The organism is Streptomyces sp. NPDC029138, from assembly GCF_055564375.1.
Genome location: NZ_JBVHWM010000040.1, coordinates 18,299 through 37,859 on the forward strand (window position 1 = coordinate 18,299; position 19,561 = coordinate 37,859).

The following is a 19,561-nucleotide window of genomic DNA, read 5'->3' on the forward strand; positions in this document are numbered from 1 at the left end:
GAACGCTCACGGTCTCGCAATGCGTAGGTCCCCCTATCTGACGCACCACGGCCCGCTCCACACGCCGAGACGTCGCAGGGACGCCGGGACGGACCTCACGTGGGCCCTGCCTAACCACATCTGCGACGTGCCTCGGGGACATCCCGGGGACTGTCGGGGACTTTCAAGCCTCTCCCAGGGACTTTTGGGGGACTTTCCGCCGAGTAAGCAGGGAGGGCCCGGCAGCGCTGGAAGAAGCGGACGCGCTGGTCAGGGCCCGTTTCCTCAGCACTCGATGATGTTCACCGCCAGCCCGCCCCGGGCCGTCTCCTTGTACTTCACGCTCATGTCCGCGCCGGTGTCCTTCATGGTCTTGATGACCTTGTCCAGGGACACCTTGTGGGAGCCGTCGCCGCGCATCGCCATCTTCGCGGCCGTGACCGCCTTCACCGCGGCCATGCCGTTGCGCTCGATGCACGGGATCTGGACCAGGCCGCCGACCGGGTCGCAGGTCAGGCCGAGGTTGTGCTCCATGCCGATCTCGGCCGCGTTCTCCACCTGCTCGGGGGAGCCGCCGAGCACCTCGGCGAGCGCGCCCGCCGCCATGGAGCAGGCCGAGCCGACCTCGCCCTGGCAGCCGACCTCGGCGCCGGAGATGGAGGCGTTCTCCTTGAAGAGCATGCCGATCGCGCCCGCCGCCAGCAGGAACCGCACGACGCCGTCCTCGTCGGCGCCCGGCACGAAGTTGATGTAGTAGTGCAGGACCGCCGGGATGATGCCGGCCGCGCCGTTCGTGGGGGCGGTCACGACCCGGCCGCCCGCCGCGTTCTCCTCGTTCACCGCCATCGCGTAGAGCGTGATCCACTCCATGGCGTGCGCCAGCGGGTCGCCCTCCGCGCGCAGCTGGCGGGCCGAGACGGCCGCGCGGCGGCGGACCTTCAGACCGCCGGGCAGGATGCCCTCACGGGACATGCCGCGCTCCACGCACTCCCGCATCACCCGCCAGATCTCCAGCAGGCCCGCGCGGATCTCCTCCTCGGAGCGCCAGGCCCGCTCGTTCTCCAGCATCAGAGAAGAGATCGACAGGCCGGTCTCCTTCGTCAGGCGCAGCAGCTCGTCGCCCGTGCGGAACGGGTACTTCAGAACCGTGTCGTCCAGCTTGATCCGGTCCGCGCCCACCGCGTCCTCGTCGACGACGAAGCCGCCGCCCACCGAGTAGTACGTCTTGGAGAGCAGCTCCTCGCCGTCGGCGCCGTGGGCCCACAGCGTCATGCCGTTGGCGTGGTACGGCAGGGCCTTGCGGCGGTGCAGCACGAGATCCCGGTCGAAGTCGAAGGCGATCTCGTGCTCGCCCAGGAGCCGTATCCGCCCCTCCGCCTTGATCGCCTCCACGCGCGCGTCCGCCGTCTCCACGTCCACCGTGCGCGGCGAGTCGCCGGTCAGGCCGAGCAGGACGGCCTTCGGGGTGCCGTGGCCGTGGCCGGTCGCGCCCAGGGAGCCGTACAGCTCCGTCCGGACGGCGGCGGCCCGCTCCAGGAGGCCTTCGTTGCGCAGGCGGCGGGCGAACATCCGCGCCGCGCGCATCGGGCCGACCGTGTGGGAGCTGGACGGGCCGATGCCGATCGAGAACAGGTCGAAGACCGAGATGGCCACGGTCACTCCTCAGGACAGCAGGGGGGTGGGGCACCCTCCGCGGGTGCCCCACCGGGGACTTACTTGTTCAGGCCCGGGTACAGCGGGTGCTTGTCGGCGAGCGCCTTCACGCGCGCCTTCAGGGCCTCGGCGTCGTAGGACGGCTTCAGCGCCTCGGCGATCACGTCCGCGACCTCGGCGAAGTCCTCGGCCGTGAAGCCTCGGGTCGCCAGGGCCGGCGTACCGATACGCAGGCCCGAGGTGACCATCGGCGGCCGCGGGTCGTTCGGGACGGCGTTGCGGTTGACCGTGATGCCGACCTCGTGGAGCCGGTCCTCGGCCTGCTGCCCGTCCAGCTCGGACGCGCGCAGGTCCACCAGGATCAGGTGCACGTCCGTGCCGCCGGACAGCACGTTCACGCCGGCCTCGCGGGCGTCCGGGGCCGTCAGGCGCTCGGCGAGGATGCGGGCACCCTCCACCGTACGCCGCTGGCGCTCCTTGAAGTCCTCCGAGGCCGCGACCTTGAAGGACACCGCCTTGGCCGCGATCACGTGCTCCAGGGGACCGCCCTGGAAGCCCGGGAAGACGGAGGAGTTCAGCTTCTTCGCGAAGTCCTTCCTGGCGAGGATGATGCCGCCGCGGGGGCCGCCCAGCGTCTTGTGGGTGGTGGAGGTGACCACGTCGGCGTACGGCACCGGGTTCTCGTGCAGACCGGCCGCGACCAGGCCCGCGAAGTGCGCCATGTCGACCCACAGGTAGGCACCGGCCTCGTCGGCGATCCGGCGGAACTCGGCGAAGTCCAGCTGCCGCGGGTACGCCGACCAGCCCGCGATGATCACCTTGGGGCGGTGCTCCTTGGCGAGCCGCTCGACCTCGGCCATGTCGACCAGGCCGGTCTCGGCGTCCACGTGGTAGGCGACCACGTCGAACTGCTTGCCGGAGAAGTTCAGCCGCATCCCGTGGGTGAGGTGGCCGCCGTGCGCCAGGTCCAGGCCGAGGATGGTGTCCCCGGGCTGGGCCAGCGCGAACAGGGCCGCCTGGTTCGCGGAGGCGCCGGAGTGGGGCTGCACGTTGGCGTACTCGGCGCCGAACAGCTCCTTGACCCGGTCGATGGCGATCTGCTCGGCGACGTCGACGTGCTCGCAGCCGCCGTAGTACCGGCGACCCGGGTAGCCCTCGGCGTACTTGTTGGTCAGGACCGAGCCCTGGGCCTCCATCACCGCGAGCGGCGCGAAGTTCTCGGAGGCGATCATCTCCAGGGTCGACTGCTGGCGGCTCAGCTCGGCGTCGACCGCGGCGGCGATCTCCGGGTCCAGCTCGTGCAGGGGCGTGTTCAGGACAGTCATACGGCTACGACTCCTCAGCCGGCGGAAAAAGCGGTGTACTCGTCGGCGGAGAGCAGGTCGGCCGGCTCCTCCGCGACGCGTACCTTGAACAGCCAGCCACCCTCGAAGGGGGCGGAGTTCACCAGCGACGGGTCGTTGACGACGTCCTCGTTGACCTCGGTGACCTCACCGGTGACCGGCGAGTACAGGTCGGACACCGACTTCGTCGACTCCAGCTCGCCGCAGGTCTCGCCCGCGGACACCGTGGAGCCGACCTCGGGGAGCTGAACGAACACGACGTCACCGAGCGCGTTGGCCGCGTGCTCCGTGATGCCGACCGTCGCGACGCCGTCCTCGGCGGCCGACAGCCACTCGTGCTCCTTGCTGTAGCGCAGCTGCTGGGGGTTGCTCATGGCCTGAATTCTCCTGTACACGCGGGAGTGCTGATGACGGGGGGACTAGGGAAACCGCTGGTGAGCGGGCGAATGTGCGCAGGGTCACGCCCCGGCCACGGACCGGGGGCCCAGGGAGGCGCGACCGCGCCCAGTGTCTACTTCTGGCGCTTGTAGAACGGCAGCGCCACGACCTCGTACGGCTCGTGGGTGCCCCGGATGTCCACGCCGACGCCCTCGGTGCCCGGCGCCGCGTGCGCCGCGTCGACGTAGGCCATGGCGATCGGCTTGCCCAGGGTGGGGGAGGGGGCACCGGAGGTGACCTCGCCGATCACCTCGCCGCCGGCGACGACGGCGTACCCTGCGCGCGGCACCCGGCGGCCCTCGGCGACCAGGCCGACCAGGACCCGCGGCGGGTTCTGCTGGGCCCGGGCGGCGGCGTCGGCGAGCGCCTCGCGCCCGACGAAGTCGCCCTCCTTCTCGAACTTGACCACGCGGCCGAGCCCGGCGTCGAACGGGGTGAGGGACGTCGTCAGCTCGTGCCCGTACAGCGGCATGCCCGCCTCCAGGCGCAGCGTGTCCCGGCAGGACAGCCCGCACGGGACCAGCCCGGCGCCCTCACCCGCCTTGGTCAGCGCCTGCCACAGCTCGACGGCGTGCTCCGGCTTCACGAACAGCTCGAAGCCGTCCTCGCCGGTGTAGCCCGTGCGGGCGATCAGCGCCGGGACGCCGGCGACCGTGCCGGGCAGGCCGGCGTAGTACTTCAGGCCGTCGAGGTCGGCGTCGGTGAGGGACTTCAGGATGCCGGGGGACTCCGGGCCCTGCACGGCGATGAGCGCGTACGCGTCCCGGTCGTCGCGGACCTCGGCGTCGAAGCCGGCGGCGCGCTCGGTCAGCGCGTCCAGCACCACCTGGGCGTTGGAGGCGTTGGCCACGACCATGTACTCGGTCTCGGCCAGCCGGTAGACGATCAGGTCGTCCAGGATGCCGCCGTCGGCCTGGCAGATCATCGTGTAGCGGGCGCGGCCGACACCGACGGAGGCGATGTTGCCGACCAGGGCGTGGTTCAGGAACGCGGCGGCCTCGGCGCCGGTGACGGTGATCTCGCCCATGTGGGACAGGTCGAAGAGACCGGCCCTGGTCCGCACGGCGAGGTGCTCGTCGCGCTCGGAGCCGTAGCGCAGGGGCATGTCCCAGCCGGCGAAGTCGGTCATCGTCGCACCGAGCGCGCGATGCACGGCATCGAGCGCGGTGTGACGGAGTTCAGTGCTGCTCATCGGACGGTCGTCTCCCAGGGCGAGCGGACAGGCGAGGAACGTTCCTCCCCATCTGTCATCGGAACCTGAGAGGTTCGCCACGACCGCCACAGGGACGATCACGGCTTGCACCTTGGGTGGAGCCACTGACACAGCGGCCCGCTTTTCAGATGTGCCTCGCCCGCGCGGTAACGGGGCCTGAGAGATTCAAGGGAGGGACTTGCTCCTTCGGCGTCCCAGCCCGGGGCTGGGAACTCTCCCGCGCGGATTCAAGCGGCCGGTATGCAGTTGGCGGGCACATCATTGCACGCCGCACCCCGGCCATCCAGAGCGTGCTGCTTGTGACCGAGCTGTGGCAGAACGCACACGAACCACCTACCGTTGCCCATTACCTTCTCTTTACATACAACGGGCATGGGGATGACCGAGCCCACTGGGGAGGACGATCACGGTGAACAGGACATCGGCCTACGCCACCGACGCCGGCATCGCGGTGCCCGGACAGCCCTCCGCCCTGGCCCGCGAGCGCCGCGCGGACCGCCCCGTCCAGGTCGTCCGCGACCTGCGCGACCGCGCGGGCCGCAGCCCGCACGCCCTGCTCTTCGGCCCCCGCGACCTGGTGGTGATCACCGGTCTGCCCGGCAGCGGCAAGTCCACGCTGATGCACCGCGCGGTCACCGGCCACCGCGTCGACTCCCAGGACACCCGCGACCGCTGGGACGCCCGCGTCCCCCGCTTCGTCCCCTACGCGCTCTACCGCCCCCTGGTCCGCCTCGCCCACTACGCCGGGCTGCGCCGGGCCCTGCGCACCGGCGAGGGCGTCGTCGTGCACGACTGCGGCACCCAGGCCTGGGTGCGCGCCTGGCTGGCCCGCGAGGCCCGGCGCCGCGGCGCCACCCTGCACCTGCTCCTCCTCGACGTCAGCCCCGAGACGGCCCGGGCGGGCCAGCGCGAGCGCGGCCGGGGCGTCTCCCGCTACGCCTTCCGCCGCCACCGCCGCGCGACCGCCCGGCTGCTGCGCGCGGCGGAGAAGGGGGAGCTGCCCGCAGGCTGCGGCGCGGCCGTGCTGCTGGACCGGGACGCGGCGGACGTCCTGAGCCGGGTCGGCTTCACGCGGTGAGGCACTGTCACAGCCACCCGCTAGCCTTCTTGCTCACAGCAGTGGTTCCCAGCAGGCGGTAGGCAGATGGACTTCCCGGCGGACATTCACGCGGACTTCCCGGCACAGGCGCACCCCCACCCGCACGGCGGTTGGCCCGGCAACGAGCTGGAGGAGGTGCTGTCGGCCTCCCTCGGCATCCCCTCGGCGGGCGGCCGGATCATCGAGGTCCTCGGGCGGAGTTTCCTGTGGATACCGCTGCCCAACGGCGGGGGCCCGCACAGCGGCCCGCTGGACCTGCCGACGATGGACATCGACGGCCAGGTGTACGTCCCGGTGTTCAGCTCCGAGGAACAGCTGCGCCTGGTGGCCGGTTCCCATATGTCGTACACCATCGCCCCCGCCGTGGAGTTCGCGCGCGGCCTGCCGCCGCAGGCGGGCATCGCGGTGAACCCGGGCGGGGTGGTCGGCATCCCGCTGCCGCCCGACGCCGTGGCCGAACTGTGCCGCGCCGGCCGCACCCCGCTCGACGGCCCCAACACCGGCGGCCGGGTGCGTCTCTTCGAACCCGACTGGCAGGACGACCCGGTCGACTTCCTCTCCGCCGCCGCCGCGGAGTTCGCCGGGACCGGCGTGGTCCTCACCGCCCGCCGCTGCCTGGCCGCCATCGAGACGGCCGACCCGGTGATGTTCGTGGGCGTGGAACTCTCCCAGCGGGAGGGCGACCTGCGAAGCCTCCCCCTGGACGCCCTCGGCAGAGCCCTCGGCAAAGTCCCGGTCAAGTGGCCGGTCAACCTGGTGCTCATGGACGTGACCGACGACCCGGTCTCCGACTGGCTGAAGACGAACGTCCGGCCCTTCTACCAGTACGGCCACTGAACGCACCGAAGGGCCCGGGGCTGCATCCGATATGCGGCTCCGCCGCGGGGCGCGACCAGCCACGGACGACCCGCACCCGCGCACGAACCCGAAGCCCCGAGCTGCCAGGCGCTTAAGCTGTCTCCAAACGAGGGGCAAACGAAGAAGGGCCGGTACGACAGGTGAGCGCGAGCCACAGCGGCAGCGTCGAGCACATGCTGCGCCAGGTCACCCCCGGACGCTACGACGCCTACGAGGCCCTGCTCCGCGCCCTCGCCACCCCCTCCTCCGGCCAGATCTGGATGCTCCTGTGGCACGGCCAGGCCGGCTCCCCGGACGCCCAGTACGGGGACATGGAGGTGGACGGCTTCCACTACGCCCCCTGCGTCACCTCCGCCCAGGAGCTGTCCGCCAGCGGCTGGAACCGTTCGTACGAAGTGGTCGACGGCCTCGACGTGGCCCGCACCCTCTATCCCGACCACTACGGCCTCTGGCTCAATCCGCACGCCCCGGGCGGCGGCGTCGGCATCCCCTGGCTGGATCTGCGCCGCATCGCCACCGGCCTGGACCGCCAGCCCGCCGGCCCGCTCCGGCTCTCCGAGCCCGGCATCGAGATCCCGCAGTTCTACGCCCTGCTCGCGCAGAACGCGCACCGCACCCCCGCGCTCCGCTCGCTGCGCCGAGCCTGGGTGCAGCCCGCGCTCGGGGCGCCGTATCTCGCCATCGGCCTGGACGTGTACGAGACCTCGCCCGCCGCGGTCGACTCGGTGCGCGCGATGATGCAGCAGTCCATCGGCGCGGTCCCGGAGGGGCTGCCGGTGTCGACGGTCGCCATGACCGACGACCACGACCCGGTGGTGATGTGGATGCGGGCCAACGCGCGCCCGTTCTACGACCGCGAGGCGCACGCCCCCGCGCCGCAGCCGCAGCTTCAGGTCCCGGCCCCGCCGCAGGCCCCGGCCGGCGGGTACGGCTACCCACCGGTGCACGGCGGTTACTGACAACCAAGCGGAACCACATGGCTTCTGAGTGCGGGTCGCATAATTTACACGGACGACACACTTCTGCGCGCGTAGACATCCGCCGTTCGTCCCGAACCGCGGAGATTAACCGTTCTGCCCCAACTGGCCCCCGTCCGATGTCCGTTACCCAGTGATCGGATAACGGAATCCTCCGAACTGCATCACGGTTGCGCATACTTTCGCCGTCAGCTCTGGCGGGTGATCGCAAAGACGCTGAAGACTCCCGACTCAGACATGAGGTCGAGACCTCATGCTCGATGGCAAGTCGACAAAGCCGCAATCCGCGGCAGGCGCAGGCCGGTCACCACCGGCGAGAGGGGTCGCTCACCGTGACCGCACCGATCGAGACCACCGGGGCGGCAGCCGAGGCACAGCCGGAGGCTGTGCTGGAGGGTGCCGGTAAGGGGCAGATCGAGGGTCGTTCCCTGGGCCAGATCGCCTGGTCCCGGTTCAAGAAGGACAAGGTCGCCGTCGCGGGCGGTGTCATCGTCGTCCTGCTGATCCTCGTCGCGATCCTCTCGCGCCCCATCCAGGCCGCGTTCGGGCTCGACCCCAACGCCTTCAACCAGGACCTGATCAGTCCGGACACCTCGCTGCCGAAGGGCAGTTTCGGCGGCATGAGCGCGGATCACCCGCTCGGTGTGGACCCGAAGTTCGGCCGGGACATCGCCACCCGCATCCTGGAGGGTTCCTGGGTGTCGCTGGTAGTCGCCTTCGGCGCCACCATCCTGTCCAACGTGATCGGCGCCATCATGGGCGTCATCGCGGGCTACTACGGCGGACGGGTGGACTCGATCATCAGCCGGCTGATGGACACGTTCCTCGCCTTCCCCCTCCTGCTGTTTGCCATCTCCATCTCCGCCACCCTCCAGGGCGGCGCGTTCGGCCTGGACGGACTGCCGCTCCACCTGAGCGTGCTGATCTTCGTCATCGGCTTCTTCAACTGGCCCTACCTGGGCCGGATCGTCCGAGGCCAGACCCTCGCCCTGCGCGAGCGCGAGTTCGTGGACGCCTCCCGGGGCATGGGCGCCAAGGCGCCGTACATCCTGTTCCGGGAGCTGATGCCCAACCTGGTCGGCCCGATCATCGTCTACTCGACGCTGCTCATCCCGACCAACATCCTCTTCGAGGCGTCCCTGAGCTTCCTCGGCGTCGGCATCCAGCCCCCGCAGGCGTCCTGGGGTGGCATGCTCCGTGAGGCGGTCAACTTCTACCAGGTCGACCCGATGTTCATGATCGTCCCTGGTCTCGCCATCTTCGTGACCGTCCTGGCGTTCAACCTGCTGGGTGACGGTCTCCGCGACGCTCTCGACCCGCGCAGCCGCTGACGCCTGCCGCGGAGAGCCCGAAAATTTTCCGATCAATGGAGGGGAAAGCGCCCATCATGCGAAGGTCAGCGCTGGCCGCGATCGCGGCCATCGGCTCCGCCAGCCTGCTTCTTGCAGGTTGCAGCAAGGCCGATGACAACAAGAACGAGAACGGCACCAAGTCGGCCGGGGCCAACGCCGCGACCAAGGGCGTCGTCAACGTGTCCGACAAGAAGGGCGGGACGCTCACCTACGAGCTGTCCGATGTCCCGGACTCGTTCGACCCGGGCAACACGTACTACGCGTACATGTACAACCTCAGCCGGCTGTGGGCCCGCCCGCTGATGACCTTCAAGCCCGGTCCCGGCGAAGAGGGCAACGCCCTGGCCCCGGACCTCGCCGCGAGCAAGGGCGTCCCGAGCGACGGCGGCAAGACCTGGACGTACAAGCTGCGTTCGGGCCTGAAGTACGAGGACGGCTCGCCGATCACCTCGAAGGACGTCAAGTACGCCGTCGAGCGCTCGAACTTCGCGCGTGACGTGCTCTCCCTCGGCCCGAACTACTTCCAGCAGTTCCTGGCCGGCGGCGACAAGTACAAGGGCCCGTACAAGGACAAGAGCGACAAGGGCCTGTCCTCCATCGAGACGCCGGACGACACCACGATCGTCTTCCACCTGAAGCAGGCCTTCCAGGAGTTCGACTACCTGGTCGCCGCCCCGCAGACGGCCCCGGTGCCCAAGGCGAAGGACACGGGCGTCGACTACGTCAAGCACATCGTCTCCTCGGGCTCGTACAAGTTCCAGAGCTACGCGGAGGGTCAGCAGGCCGTCCTCGTCCGCAACGAGAACTGGGACGCGAAGACGGACCCGCTGCGCAAGCAGCTGCCGGACAAGATCGTCGTCAAGCTGAAGGTCAACCCGGAGACGATCGACAAGGACGTCCTCGCGGGCAACGCGATCGACCTCGGCGGCACGGGTGTCCAGGCCGCGACGCAGGCCCAGGTCATCACCGACCCGTCGAAGAAGGCCAACACGGACAACACCTACGGTGGCCGTCTGGTCTACATGGCGATCAACACCAAGGTCGCGCCGTTCGACAAGGTCGAGTGCCGCAAGGCCGTCCAGTACGCCATCGACAAGGTCTCGGTGCAGACCGCCGAGGGCGGCCCGATCCGTGGTGAGATCGCCTCCACGGTCCTCCCGCCGGACATCCCGGGCTACGCCAAGTCCGACGTCTACAACACCAAGGACAACAAGGGTGACGTCGCCAAGGCCAAGGAGCAGCTGAAGGCCTGCGGCAAGTCCTCGATCTCGACGAACATCTCCGCCCGTTCGGACCGTCCGCAGGAGATCGACGCCGCCACGGCGATCATCAACTCGCTCAAGAAGGTCGGCATCAACGCCACCCTCAAGCAGTACCCGTCCGGTAAGTACTTCACCGACTACGCGGGCGTGCCGAAGTTCACCAAGAAGCAGAACATCGGCCTGGAGATGATGCAGTGGGGCGCCGACTGGCCCTCCGGCTACGGCTTCCTCCAGCAGATCCTGAACGGCAAGGCGATCAGCCAGTCCGGTAACACCAACCTGTCGCAGTACGACAACAAGGACGTCAACGCCCTGCTGTCCAAGGCGATCGGCACTCAGGACGACAACGAGCGCAACAGCCTCTACACGCAGATCGACAAGAAGGCCATGGACGACGCTGTCCTCGTCCCGCTGACCTACTTCAAGGTCCTGCTGGCCCGCCCGCAGAACTACACCAACCTGGTTTCCACGGCGGCCTTCAGCGGTCAGTACGACTACCTCAACATCGGCGTCGCGTCGAAGTAGCAGCCCCGGAAGGCAGGTGAAGGCATTGGTGCCCGCGGGCTTCGCGGCCCGCGGGCACCAGCGCCGGTCCCCGTGATCTCGTACATCCTCCGCCGGACGTTCGCGGCAGTGATCCTGCTGCTGGTCGTCTCCGCGGTAACCTTTGCCATCTTCTTCCTGCTGCCACGGCTCGCCGGCCAGACAGCGGATCAGCTGGCGCAGCAGTACATCGGCAAGAGCCCGTCGAAGGCGGACATCGCCGCGGTCAAGCACAACCTCGGTCTGGACCAGCCCGTCTACGTCCAGTACTGGCACTTCATCAAGGGGATCGTGGCCGGCGCCGACTACAACCTCGGGCCCACCACGGTGCACTGCGACGTGCCCTGCTTCGGCTACTCCTTCAAGGACCACGTCGCGGTCTGGCCGCAGCTCACCCAGCGCATTCCGATCACCCTCTCGCTGGCCGCGGGCGCCGCCGTGCTGTGGCTCGTCTCGGGTGTGGTCATCGGTGTCATCTCCGCGCTGAAGCCACGCTCGGTCTTCGACCGCACCTTCATGGGCATCGCACTCGCCGGTGTCTCGCTGCCCATGTTCTTCACGGGGAACCTGGCGATCCTGCTCTTCGTCTTCAACTGGCCGATTTTCGGACGCGACTACGTCCCGTTCACCGAGAACCCCGAGCAGTGGGCAAACACCCTCTTCCCCGCCTGGTGTTCGCTGGCGCTGCTGTACTCCGCCATCTACGCGCGGCTCACCCGCTCGGGCATGCTGGAGACGATGAACGAGGACTACATCCGCACGGCCCGCGCCAAGGGCCTGCGCGAGCGCAACGTCGTTGTCCGGCACGGTCTGCGCGCGGCCCTCACCCCGATCATCACCGTGTTCGGCATGGACCTCGGTCTGCTGCTCGGCGGCGCCGTGATCACCGAGAGCGTCTTCTCGCTGGGCGGCGTCGGTCAGTACGCGGTCCAGGGCATCACCGACAACGACCTGCCCAAGATCCTCGGCGTGACCCTGCTCGCCGCCTTCTTCGTCGTGATCGCAAATCTCCTGGTGGACGTGCTCTACGCCGCCGCCGACCCGCGGGTGAGGCTCTCGTGACCGAACTCTCCAAGACCGACGCGGCCGTGGGCGAGCCCACCCCCGCCAAGGCGCCCGAAGCCTTCCTGGAGGTCCGCGACCTCAAGGTGCACTTCCCCACCGACGACGGCGTGGTCAAGTCCGTCGACGGGCTGAGCTTCTCGCTGGAGAAGGGCAGGACCCTCGCCATCGTGGGTGAGTCCGGCTCCGGCAAGTCGGTGACCTCGCAGGCCATCATGGGCCTGCACCGGCTCGGCACCCGCGGCAAGAACGTGCGGATGTCGGGCGAGATCTGGCTGGACGGCAAGGAACTGGTCTCCGCCGCCCCGGACGAGGTGCGCAAGCTCCGCGGCCGTGAGATGGCGATGATCTTCCAGGACCCGCTGTCCGCGATGCACCCCTACTACAAGGTCGGCGACCAGATCGTCGAGGCCTACCGGGTGCACCACAACGTCAGCAAGAAGGTCGCCCGCGCCCGGGCCATCGAGATGCTCGACCGCGTCGGCATCCCCGAGCCCGCCAAGCGCGTCGACGGCTACCCGCACGAGTTCTCCGGCGGTATGCGCCAGCGCGCCATGATCGCCATGGCGCTGGTGAACAACCCCGAGCTGCTCATCGCGGACGAGCCGACCACCGCCCTCGACGTGACCGTCCAGGCGCAGATCCTCGACCTGATCCGCGACTTGCAGAAGGAGTTCGGCTCCGCGGTCATCATGATCACCCACGACCTCGGTGTGGTCGCCGAGATCGCCGACGACGTCCTCGTGATGTACGGCGGCCGGTGCGTGGAGCGCGGTCCGGCCGGCGAGGTCTTCGAACAGCCGCAGCACCCCTACACCTGGGGCCTGCTCGGCTCGATGCCCCGCATCGACCGTGAGACCTCCGAACGGCTCATCCCGGTCAAGGGTTCGCCGCCGAGCCTCATCAACGTCCCCTCGGGCTGCGCCTTCCACCCCCGTTGCCCGTACGCGGACATCCCCAAGGGGAACGTCACCCGCACGGTGCGCCCCGAGCTGGAGCAGGTGAGCACCGGGCACTGGTCCGCCTGCCACCTCTCGGCCGAGGACCGCCAGCGGATCTGGACCGAAGAGATTGCGCCGAAGCTGTGAGTGAGACCAAGAAGACGGACACCGTCGCCGAGGCAGCGGTCCCGAAGCAGGCGTCGGCTCCCGAGGAGCGGGACGTGCTGCTCAAGGTCGAGGGACTGACCAAGCACTTCCCGATCAAGAAGGGCATCCTTCAGCGCCAGGTCGGCGCCGTGAAGGCCGTCGACGGCATCGACTTCGAGGTGCGCAAGGGCGAGACCCTGGGCGTCGTCGGCGAGTCGGGCTGCGGCAAGTCGACCATGGGCCGGGTCATCACCCGCCTCCAGGACCCGACCGGCGGGAAGATCACCTTCGAGGGTCAGGACATCACGCGGCTGAGCACCGGGCAGATGCGCCCGCTGCGCCGCGACATCCAGATGATCTTCCAGGACCCGTACGGCTCCCTGAACCCCCGGCACACCATCGGCTCCATCGTCTCGGCGCCCTTCCGGCTCCAGGGCGTGGAGCCGGAGGGCGGGGTGAAGAAGGAGGTCCAGCGGCTCCTCGAACTGGTCGGCCTCAGCCCCGAGCACTACAACCGCTACCCGCACGAGTTCTCCGGCGGTCAGCGCCAGCGCATCGGCATCGCCCGCGCGCTCGCCCTGAAGCCGAAGCTGGTCGTGGCGGACGAGCCGGTCTCCGCGCTGGACGTGTCGATCCAGGCGCAGGTCGTGAACCTCATGGACGACCTCCAGCAGGAGCTGGGCCTGACCTACGTGATCATCGCCCACGACCTCTCGGTCGTCCGGCACGTGTCGGACCGGATCGCGGTGATGTACCTCGGCAAGATCGTGGAACTCGCCGACCGCACCTCGCTGTACGAGTCGCCGATGCACCCGTACACCAATGCGTTGATGTCGGCGGTGCCGGTGCCGGACCCGAAGCGCCGGGGTCAGAAGAGCGAGCGCATCCTGCTCCGCGGCGATGTGCCCTCGCCCATCGCCCCGCCCTCCGGCTGCCGCTTCCACACCCGGTGCTGGAAGGCGACGCAGATCTGCAAGACGACCGAGCCGCAGCTCGTGGAGCTGAGGCCGGGTCAGCGGGTCGCCTGCCACCACCCCGAGAACTTCGCCGACCAGGCGCCGCAGGACACGGTCCTGCTGACGGCGGCGAAGGAGGCGTCGGAACTGGTACCGGACGCGGTTCTCTCCGAGGGTCCGGCCGAGAAGGAACCCGTGTCGGAGAAGGCGACGGCTGCCGAGGAGACGGCTGCTGCTGAAGCGGCGGCGGTTTCCGAGAAGCCGGCGGCTTCGGGAGCGGCGGCTGCCGCTGAGGTGGCGGCTTCCGAAGAGACGGCTCCCAAGGAGGCGGCGGCTGCTGAGGCTGCGGCTTCCGAAGATGAGGTTTCCGAGGAGGCGGCGGCTGCCGAGGTGGCGGCTTCCGAAGAAGAGGCCGCTTCCGGTGTGAAGACCGGTCCCGGCGCGAAGGTCTCGGCCGAGAAGGCCGCGCCCGAGGCCGACGCCCCGGCCGAGGAGCCCACCGCCGCCACCGCCGCCACCGGCGCCGCGGCCGACGCTCCCGCGGAGGGATCCGGTGACACCGGAGCCGTCGCCGAGGAGACCGGCCGCGAGGCCGAGAGCGGCGAGGAGCCCGGAACCGAGACCGGCGAGAAGACCGAGCCCACCGGCAAGGCGTCCGGCGCCGACTCCCAGGAGTCAACCGACAAGTAGCACATGACGACTGGGCAAAGTCATGTACATGTCCGAACGGGAGAGTGCAGAGTCGTCCGTGTCCGACCACTGATCGGCACGCTCGAAAGGGACGACCATGGCACTCTCCCGTTCGGCACGTCTGGGGGCTGTCGCCACCGCGGCAGCCTCCTTCCTCGTCATCGCCGCCTCCGCCGCCCCCACCCCCGGCGCCCCCGGCATCGGCGACCCCTACTTCCCCCGGCTGGGCAACGGCGGCTTCGACGCCCGCCATTACGACCTGGACATCGCCTACGCCCCGGACACCGGCCGCCTGGACGGCCGTACGACCCTCACGGCCCGCGCCACCCAGAAGCTCTCCTCCTTCGACCTCGACCTCCAGCAGCTGGAGGTCACCGGGGTCCAGGTCGACGGCAGACGCGCGCGGTTCAGCCGTGACGGCGACGAGATCACCGTCACTCCGCGCCACCCGCTCCCCGAGGGCCGGGACTTCACCGTCTCCGTGACCTATGGCGGCATACCGCAGCCCCTCGGGGGGCCGATCGTCTTCGGCTCCCACTACGGCTGGATGAAGACCCCCGACGGTGTCTTCGTCGCCTGTGAACCCAACGCCGCCTCCACCTGGTTCCCGTCCAGCGATCACCCCGCCGACAAGGCCACCTACGACATCCGGATCAAGGCCCCCCGGGGCCTGACCGGCGTCTCCAACGGCCGGCTGGTGTCGACGTACGACAAGGGCGGTTCGACGTACACCCACTGGCGGGAGTCGAAGCCGATGGCGACCTACCTCGCCACCGCCACCATCGGGAAGTTCGACGTGCGCACCGGGCGCACCCCCGGCGGCATCCCGATCTACGTCGCCGTCGACCCGGTGCTGAAGAACGGCAACAGCGTCGACGTGTACGCCGTCACGGCCGCCGCCACCGACTACTGGTCGCAGGTCTTCGGGCCGTACCCCTTCGAGGAGACCGGCGCGATCGTCGACGACATGCCGGAGGCGGGGTTCTCGCTGGAGGTGCAGAGTAAGCCCGCCTACTCGGCCGTGCGCAGCGAGACGACCATCGTGCACGAGCTGGCCCACCAGTGGTTCGGGGACTCGGTGAGCGTGGCGCGGTGGAAGGACATCTGGCTCAACGAGGGGTTCGCCACCTATGCCCAGTGGCTGTGGGCCGAGCACCAGGGCACCCGCACCGCCCACGACTCCTTCCTGGCCGGCTACAACGCCCGCCCCGCAGGCTCCGCCTTCTGGCAGATCGAGGTCGCCGATCCGCAGCGGGACACGATGTTCGCCTCCGCCGTCTACGAGCGCGGCGCGATGACGCTCCAGATGCTGCGCGAGCGGATCGGCGACACGGCCTTCTTCAAGCTGCTGCCGGCCTGGACGAAGCTCCACCGGTACGGCAACGCGGACACCGCCGACTTCATCCGCCTCGCCGAGCGTGTCAGTGGGCGGCAGCTCGACGATCTCTTCGACGCCTGGCTGTTCACCACAGGGAAGCCCGCCCTGTGATCCTGGCTTTGTAAGGTTCAGGTGCTCGGACAGGCGAGAATGTCAGGGTGCAGCTCCAGCAACTCTTCAGTCCCTCCGTCCAGCACACGCTCGATGTCATCGGCATCTTCGTGTTCGCGATCTCCGGCGCCCTGCTGGCCGTCCGGAAGAACTTCGACGTCTTCGGCATCGCCGTCCTCGCCGAGGTCACCGCGCTGGGCGGGGGGCTGTTCCGCGACCTGGTGATCGGGGCCGTACCCCCGGCCGCCTTCACGGACCTGGGTTACTTCGTCACCCCGCTGCTCGCCACGCTCGTCGTCTTCTTCCTGCACCCGCACGTGGAGCGCATCCAGGCGGCGGTGCTCGTCTTCGACGCGGCCGGCCTCGGCCTGTTCTGCGTCAGCGGTACGACGAAGGCGTACAGCTACGGCCTCGGCCTGACCGCGTCGGCGACGCTGGGCCTCGCCACCGCCGTGGGCGGCGGCGTCCTGCGGGACGTGCTGGCCAACGAGGTGCCCTCGCTGCTGCGCTGGGACCGCGACCTGTACGCGGTCCCGGCGATCGTCGGCGCCACGATGGTCGTCCTCTGCATCCGCTACGACGTCCTGACCCCGCTCACCAGCGGGCTCGCGGTGATCACGGCTTTCGTGCTGCGCCTGCTCGCGATGCGGTTCCACTGGCGAGCGCCGCGTGCGTGGAACCGCCGGTCGACGGTGACCGAGGAGTAGTCCCGGGGGCGGTCCCGGCGACGGAGGTGTCCTGCCCCTTGGCGTGGCTCTGGCCCATCTGGAGGGTCAGCCAGCGGAAGACGGTGTCGACCTGCGGGCGCCACAGCGCCATGGTGTGACCGCCCGCGCTGCGCGGCAGGAACACCACCCGCACGGTGGTCGGCGCCTCGGCGACGGACTCCAGGGCCATGCCCGCCTGGTACCCGTCGCCGGACTCGCCGGAGAGGTAGAGCGCGATCCGGGGCGGTACGGCGGCCTGCCTCAGCAGCAGATAGGGGTTGTTCGCGGCGCGCAGGGCGGGGGTCTGGGCGGCGAGGGAGTTGCGTTCGCCGATCGGGTCGTTGTAGCCGGACATGCTCACCGCCGCCCGGTACCGGTCGGGATGGGCGACGGCGAGCTTCACCGCGCAGTGCGCGCCCGCCGAGTACCCGGCCACCGCCCAGCCCTGGGGGGCCGGCTGGGCCCGGAAGTTGTCCATGACCATCTTCGGGACGTCGATGCTGAGCCAGGTGTCGGCGTTGACCTGGCCCGGGATGTTGGCGCAGCCCGTGTCCACGCCGGCCAGCAGGTTGGTGCGCGGGGCGACCAGGATGAACGGCGCCACCTGTCCGCTCCTCATCAGCGGCAGCAGCTGCTCGTGGGCCTTGAGCGAGCCGAACCAGGCCTTCGCGGAACCGGGGTAGCCCGGCAGCAGCTCCACCACCGGGAACTTCCTGTTCCGGTAGGCCGGTTCGTCGTACTGCGGCGGCAGCCAGACGTAGACCTCGGCGTTCACCCCGGAGACCCGGCCCTTGAGCTGGGTGACGCGGACTCCGCCGGCCGCGCGCATGCCGGGCCCGTCGGCGGCCGTGAAGGTCTGTCTGACCTTGGGCAGCCGGGTCACCGTGATACCGCCGGTGCCGTCCTCGCCGAGGTCGTCGGCCTGCTGGACGTGGTCGCCGGTGCCGAGCAGGTCGGCCCAGTTGTCGTAGAGGTTGTTCTGGTTGTTGACCAGCACGAAGACCAGGGTGACGGCCGTGCCCTGGGCGAACAGCAGCATGAGGACCCGGGCCGTGATCCGCAGGGGCTTCGGCCCGCGCATCCGCGACCACAGGACGAGCGGCAGTATGAGGGCGACGACCGACAGCAGGACGGTCGTGTAGAGGAACGGGGTCCCGGTGAGGCTCATGTCCCCATAGAGGGGAATCCGGCGCCGGGGGTTGTGGACGAGTCCGGACACTTACCGAGATATTGCCGGAATCTCACTCGGGGCCCCCGGGGCGGGTCCTTCGCTCGCCACCTCGCCCAACGCACAAAGCTACCGCTTAGTAGTTTTCTGCTGTACCGTGCAGCCATGCCAGAAGCAGCTTCCGCCCCCTCCCCGACGCGGGCCCTGATCGGCGACAGCGAGTTCGACCGCGACACCGCGGTGACCCGCCGCGAGCCCGGCGTCTACGACATCGACCTCTCGGCCGGCTGGACCATCATCAGCGCCGTCAACGGCGGCTATCTGCTGGCCGTGCTCGGCCGGGCCCTCGCGGACACCCTCCCGCACCCGGACCCCTTCTCCATCTCCGCGCACTACCTGACCGCCTCCCGGCCCGGCCCGGCGGTCGTCCGCACCGAGACCGTCCGCACCGGCCGCACCCTCTCCACCGGCCAGGCCTCGCTCTACCAGTACGACGACGAGGGCAACGAGGTCGAACGCATCCGCGTCCTCGCCTCCTACGGCGACCTCGCCACCCTCCCCGACGACGTCCGTACGACCGCCGCCCCGCCCGCGATGCCACCGCTGGAGCAGTGCTTCGGCCCCGAGGACGGGCCGGCCCCGGTCGAGGGCAGCTCCGCCATCGCCGACCGGCTGATGCTCAAGCTCGACCCCGCCACCCTCGGCTGGGCGCTCGGCGCGCCCTCCGGCAAGGGCGAGATGCGCGCCTGGTTCGGCCTCGCCGACGGCCGGGACGCCGACCCGCTCTCGCTGCTCCTCGCCGTGGACGCCCTCCCGCCCACCGCCTTCGAGCTGGGCCTGAAGGGCTGGGTGCCGACCGTGGAACTCACCGTCCACGTCCGCCACCGCCCGGCCCCCGGCCCGCTGCGGGTGTCCATCACCACCCGCAACCTGGCCGGCGGCTTCCTGGAGGAGGACGCCGAGGTCTGGGACAGCGCGGACCGCATGGTCGCCCAGTCCCGGCAGCTGGCCCGGGTCAGGCTCGGCTGAGCGGCTCGCGCCCCAGCCAGGCCGCCAGCCGCTCGTAGGGTCCGGCTCCCAGCGGCGCCTCGCGGCGGGCCTCGAAGGGCGTCTCCCCGCCGCGGGGACGGGTGTCCGGCAGCACCGCCCGGGCCGTCGCGAGCGCGAACTCGGCCGGCTCCGCGTCGAGTTCGCTCGGAGCGCCGATCGCCTCGGCCAGGTCCCAGGTGTGCGTGACGATCTCCATGACGTAACCGGAAAGTGCCGCGTGGCCGGGCACCTCACCCCAGGGCACCCGCACCGGGGTCACCATCCGTTCGTCGCTCTCCCAGGCCTTGAGGACACGCACCCGCACCTCGTCGTAGGCCGCCGCCCAGCCGTCGTCCCCGACGCCGTCGGCGGACGGGTGCACGGCGAGCCCGTCACCGCCCTCGCCCACCATCGCGATCCGCCGGGTCCCGCCGACGATGTGGCTCAGCAGACCCCGGACATCGAACTCGGAGCAGGGCGTCGGCAGGGTCAGGTCTTCGGGGCGGACGGTCTTGATCAGGGCGGCCGCCTGCTCGGTGGCGCGGACGTACACGGGTCGCGGGTCGATGAAGTCGGTGCTGGTCATGGTGTGCCTCTCCCTCGGTCGGTGGGGCGAGGATGCCTCGATAACCTGACAACCGGCGTCAGCATTTGC

Annotated in this window: 17 protein-coding genes and 2 riboswitches; of the genes, 11 read left to right on the forward strand and 6 right to left on the reverse strand. The window is 69.9% G+C overall.

Annotated features, from left to right (window positions below):
- Positions 1 to 264: 264 nt before the first annotated feature.
- The 4 genes from ACZ4WH_RS27155 to gcvT form a co-directional block, all read right to left on the reverse strand.
- The gene (locus tag ACZ4WH_RS27155; protein ID WP_468185122.1) at positions 265 to 1,632 is read right to left on the reverse strand and encodes an L-serine ammonia-lyase; all 1,368 of its coding nucleotides are present in this window, start codon (positions 1,630 to 1,632) and stop codon (positions 265 to 267) included.
- 59 nt (positions 1,633 to 1,691) lie between these two features.
- Positions 1,692 to 2,957 (reverse strand): serine hydroxymethyltransferase, encoded by a 1,266-nt coding sequence (gene glyA, locus ACZ4WH_RS27160; protein WP_468185125.1) that lies wholly within the window; start codon positions 2,955 to 2,957, stop codon positions 1,692 to 1,694.
- A 14-nt stretch (positions 2,958 to 2,971) separates the two neighbouring features.
- Positions 2,972 to 3,349, reverse strand: coding sequence for a glycine cleavage system protein GcvH (gene gcvH, locus ACZ4WH_RS27165; RefSeq protein ID WP_014675120.1), 378 nt, complete (start codon positions 3,347 to 3,349; stop codon positions 2,972 to 2,974).
- A gap of 137 nt (positions 3,350 to 3,486) precedes the next feature.
- Complete coding sequence (gcvT, locus tag ACZ4WH_RS27170) at positions 3,487 to 4,605, reverse strand: glycine cleavage system aminomethyltransferase GcvT (RefSeq protein WP_468185128.1); 1,119 nt, start codon at positions 4,603 to 4,605, stop codon at positions 3,487 to 3,489.
- A 42-nt stretch (positions 4,606 to 4,647) separates the two neighbouring features.
- Positions 4,648 to 4,760: riboswitch (glycine riboswitch) on the reverse strand.
- A riboswitch (glycine riboswitch) is annotated at positions 4,761 to 4,856 on the reverse strand.
- Positions 4,857 to 5,035: 179 nt separating this feature from the next.
- Between gcvT and ACZ4WH_RS27175 the strand changes: the two genes are divergently transcribed.
- The 10 genes from ACZ4WH_RS27175 (at position 5,036) to ACZ4WH_RS27220 (ending at position 16,709) form a co-directional block, all read left to right on the forward strand.
- Complete coding sequence (locus ACZ4WH_RS27175; protein ID WP_468185130.1) at positions 5,036 to 5,704, forward strand: AAA family ATPase; 669 nt, start codon at positions 5,036 to 5,038, stop codon at positions 5,702 to 5,704.
- 66 nt (positions 5,705 to 5,770) lie between these two features.
- Positions 5,771 to 6,562 carry an enhanced serine sensitivity protein SseB gene (locus ACZ4WH_RS27180; protein WP_468185132.1) on the forward strand — a complete coding sequence of 264 codons (792 nt, stop codon included), beginning with the start codon at positions 5,771 to 5,773 and terminating at the stop codon, positions 6,560 to 6,562.
- 194 nt (positions 6,563 to 6,756) lie between these two features.
- Positions 6,757 to 7,542 (forward strand): enhanced serine sensitivity protein SseB C-terminal domain-containing protein, encoded by a 786-nt coding sequence (locus tag ACZ4WH_RS27185; RefSeq protein WP_468185254.1) that lies wholly within the window; start codon positions 6,757 to 6,759, stop codon positions 7,540 to 7,542.
- A 350-nt stretch (positions 7,543 to 7,892) separates the two neighbouring features.
- Entirely contained in the window at positions 7,893 to 8,891 is a 999-nt protein-coding gene (locus ACZ4WH_RS27190) for an ABC transporter permease (RefSeq protein ID WP_468185135.1), read from the forward strand.
- Between the two features lie 56 nt (positions 8,892 to 8,947).
- A complete protein-coding gene (locus ACZ4WH_RS27195; RefSeq protein ID WP_468185137.1) occupies positions 8,948 to 10,699 on the forward strand; it encodes an ABC transporter substrate-binding protein in 1,752 nt (583 codons plus the stop codon).
- A 72-nt stretch (positions 10,700 to 10,771) separates the two neighbouring features.
- The gene (locus ACZ4WH_RS27200) at positions 10,772 to 11,779 is read left to right on the forward strand and encodes an ABC transporter permease (RefSeq protein WP_468185140.1); all 1,008 of its coding nucleotides are present in this window, start codon (positions 10,772 to 10,774) and stop codon (positions 11,777 to 11,779) included.
- The gene (locus ACZ4WH_RS27205) at positions 11,776 to 12,867 is read left to right on the forward strand and encodes an ABC transporter ATP-binding protein (protein WP_468185142.1); all 1,092 of its coding nucleotides are present in this window, start codon (positions 11,776 to 11,778) and stop codon (positions 12,865 to 12,867) included. Before ACZ4WH_RS27200 ends, ACZ4WH_RS27205 begins: the two co-directional genes overlap by 4 nt.
- Positions 12,864 to 14,513 (forward strand): ABC transporter ATP-binding protein, encoded by a 1,650-nt coding sequence (locus tag ACZ4WH_RS27210; RefSeq protein WP_468185144.1) that lies wholly within the window; start codon positions 12,864 to 12,866, stop codon positions 14,511 to 14,513. The genes ACZ4WH_RS27205 and ACZ4WH_RS27210 overlap by 4 nt, the downstream gene beginning before the upstream one ends.
- A 97-nt stretch (positions 14,514 to 14,610) precedes the next feature.
- Positions 14,611 to 16,002: a M1 family metallopeptidase gene (locus ACZ4WH_RS27215; protein ID WP_468185146.1), complete on the forward strand. Its 1,392-nt coding sequence runs from the start codon at positions 14,611 to 14,613 to the stop codon at positions 16,000 to 16,002.
- A 47-nt stretch (positions 16,003 to 16,049) separates the two neighbouring features.
- On the forward strand, positions 16,050 to 16,709 hold the full coding sequence (locus ACZ4WH_RS27220; protein WP_468185148.1) for a trimeric intracellular cation channel family protein: 660 nt from the start codon (positions 16,050 to 16,052) through the stop codon (positions 16,707 to 16,709).
- Here ACZ4WH_RS27220 and ACZ4WH_RS27225 read toward each other — a convergent pair.
- Positions 16,618 to 17,877 (reverse strand): alpha/beta hydrolase, encoded by a 1,260-nt coding sequence (locus ACZ4WH_RS27225; RefSeq protein WP_468185150.1) that lies wholly within the window; start codon positions 17,875 to 17,877, stop codon positions 16,618 to 16,620. The two genes, ACZ4WH_RS27220 and ACZ4WH_RS27225, sit on opposite strands and share 92 nt — an antisense overlap.
- 165 nt (positions 17,878 to 18,042) lie before the next feature.
- Here ACZ4WH_RS27225 and ACZ4WH_RS27230 point away from each other — a divergent pair, with 165 nt between their 5' ends.
- Entirely contained in the window at positions 18,043 to 18,906 is an 864-nt protein-coding gene (locus ACZ4WH_RS27230) for a thioesterase family protein (RefSeq protein WP_468185153.1), read from the forward strand.
- Here ACZ4WH_RS27230 and ACZ4WH_RS27235 read toward each other — a convergent pair.
- On the reverse strand, positions 18,893 to 19,492 hold the full coding sequence (locus ACZ4WH_RS27235) for a TIGR03086 family metal-binding protein (RefSeq protein WP_468185155.1): 600 nt from the start codon (positions 19,490 to 19,492) through the stop codon (positions 18,893 to 18,895). The two genes, ACZ4WH_RS27230 and ACZ4WH_RS27235, sit on opposite strands and share 14 nt — an antisense overlap.
- Between the last annotated feature and the right edge of the window lie 69 nt (positions 19,493 to 19,561).

Excerpts from the sequence above, each read along its gene's own strand:
- glyA (WP_468185125.1), bottom strand. The coding sequence starts at position 2,957 with ATGACTGTCCTGAACACGCCCCTGCACGAGCTGGACCCGGAGATCGCC.
- gcvH (WP_014675120.1), bottom strand. The coding sequence starts at position 3,349 with ATGAGCAACCCCCAGCAGCTGCGCTACAGCAAGGAGCACGAGTGGCTG.
- gcvT (WP_468185128.1), bottom strand. The coding sequence starts at position 4,605 with ATGAGCAGCACTGAACTCCGTCACACCGCGCTCGATGCCGTGCATCGC.
- ACZ4WH_RS27180 (WP_468185132.1), top strand. The coding sequence starts at position 5,771 with ATGGACTTCCCGGCGGACATTCACGCGGACTTCCCGGCACAGGCGCAC.
- ACZ4WH_RS27185 (WP_468185254.1), top strand. The coding sequence starts at position 6,757 with ATGCTGCGCCAGGTCACCCCCGGACGCTACGACGCCTACGAGGCCCTG.
- ACZ4WH_RS27195 (WP_468185137.1), top strand. The coding sequence starts at position 8,948 with ATGCGAAGGTCAGCGCTGGCCGCGATCGCGGCCATCGGCTCCGCCAGC.
- ACZ4WH_RS27215 (WP_468185146.1), top strand. The coding sequence starts at position 14,611 with ATGGCACTCTCCCGTTCGGCACGTCTGGGGGCTGTCGCCACCGCGGCA.
- ACZ4WH_RS27225 (WP_468185150.1), bottom strand. The coding sequence starts at position 17,877 with ATGAGCCTCACCGGGACCCCGTTCCTCTACACGACCGTCCTGCTGTCG.
- ACZ4WH_RS27230 (WP_468185153.1), top strand. The coding sequence starts at position 18,043 with ATGCCAGAAGCAGCTTCCGCCCCCTCCCCGACGCGGGCCCTGATCGGC.
- ACZ4WH_RS27235 (WP_468185155.1), bottom strand. The coding sequence starts at position 19,492 with ATGACCAGCACCGACTTCATCGACCCGCGACCCGTGTACGTCCGCGCC.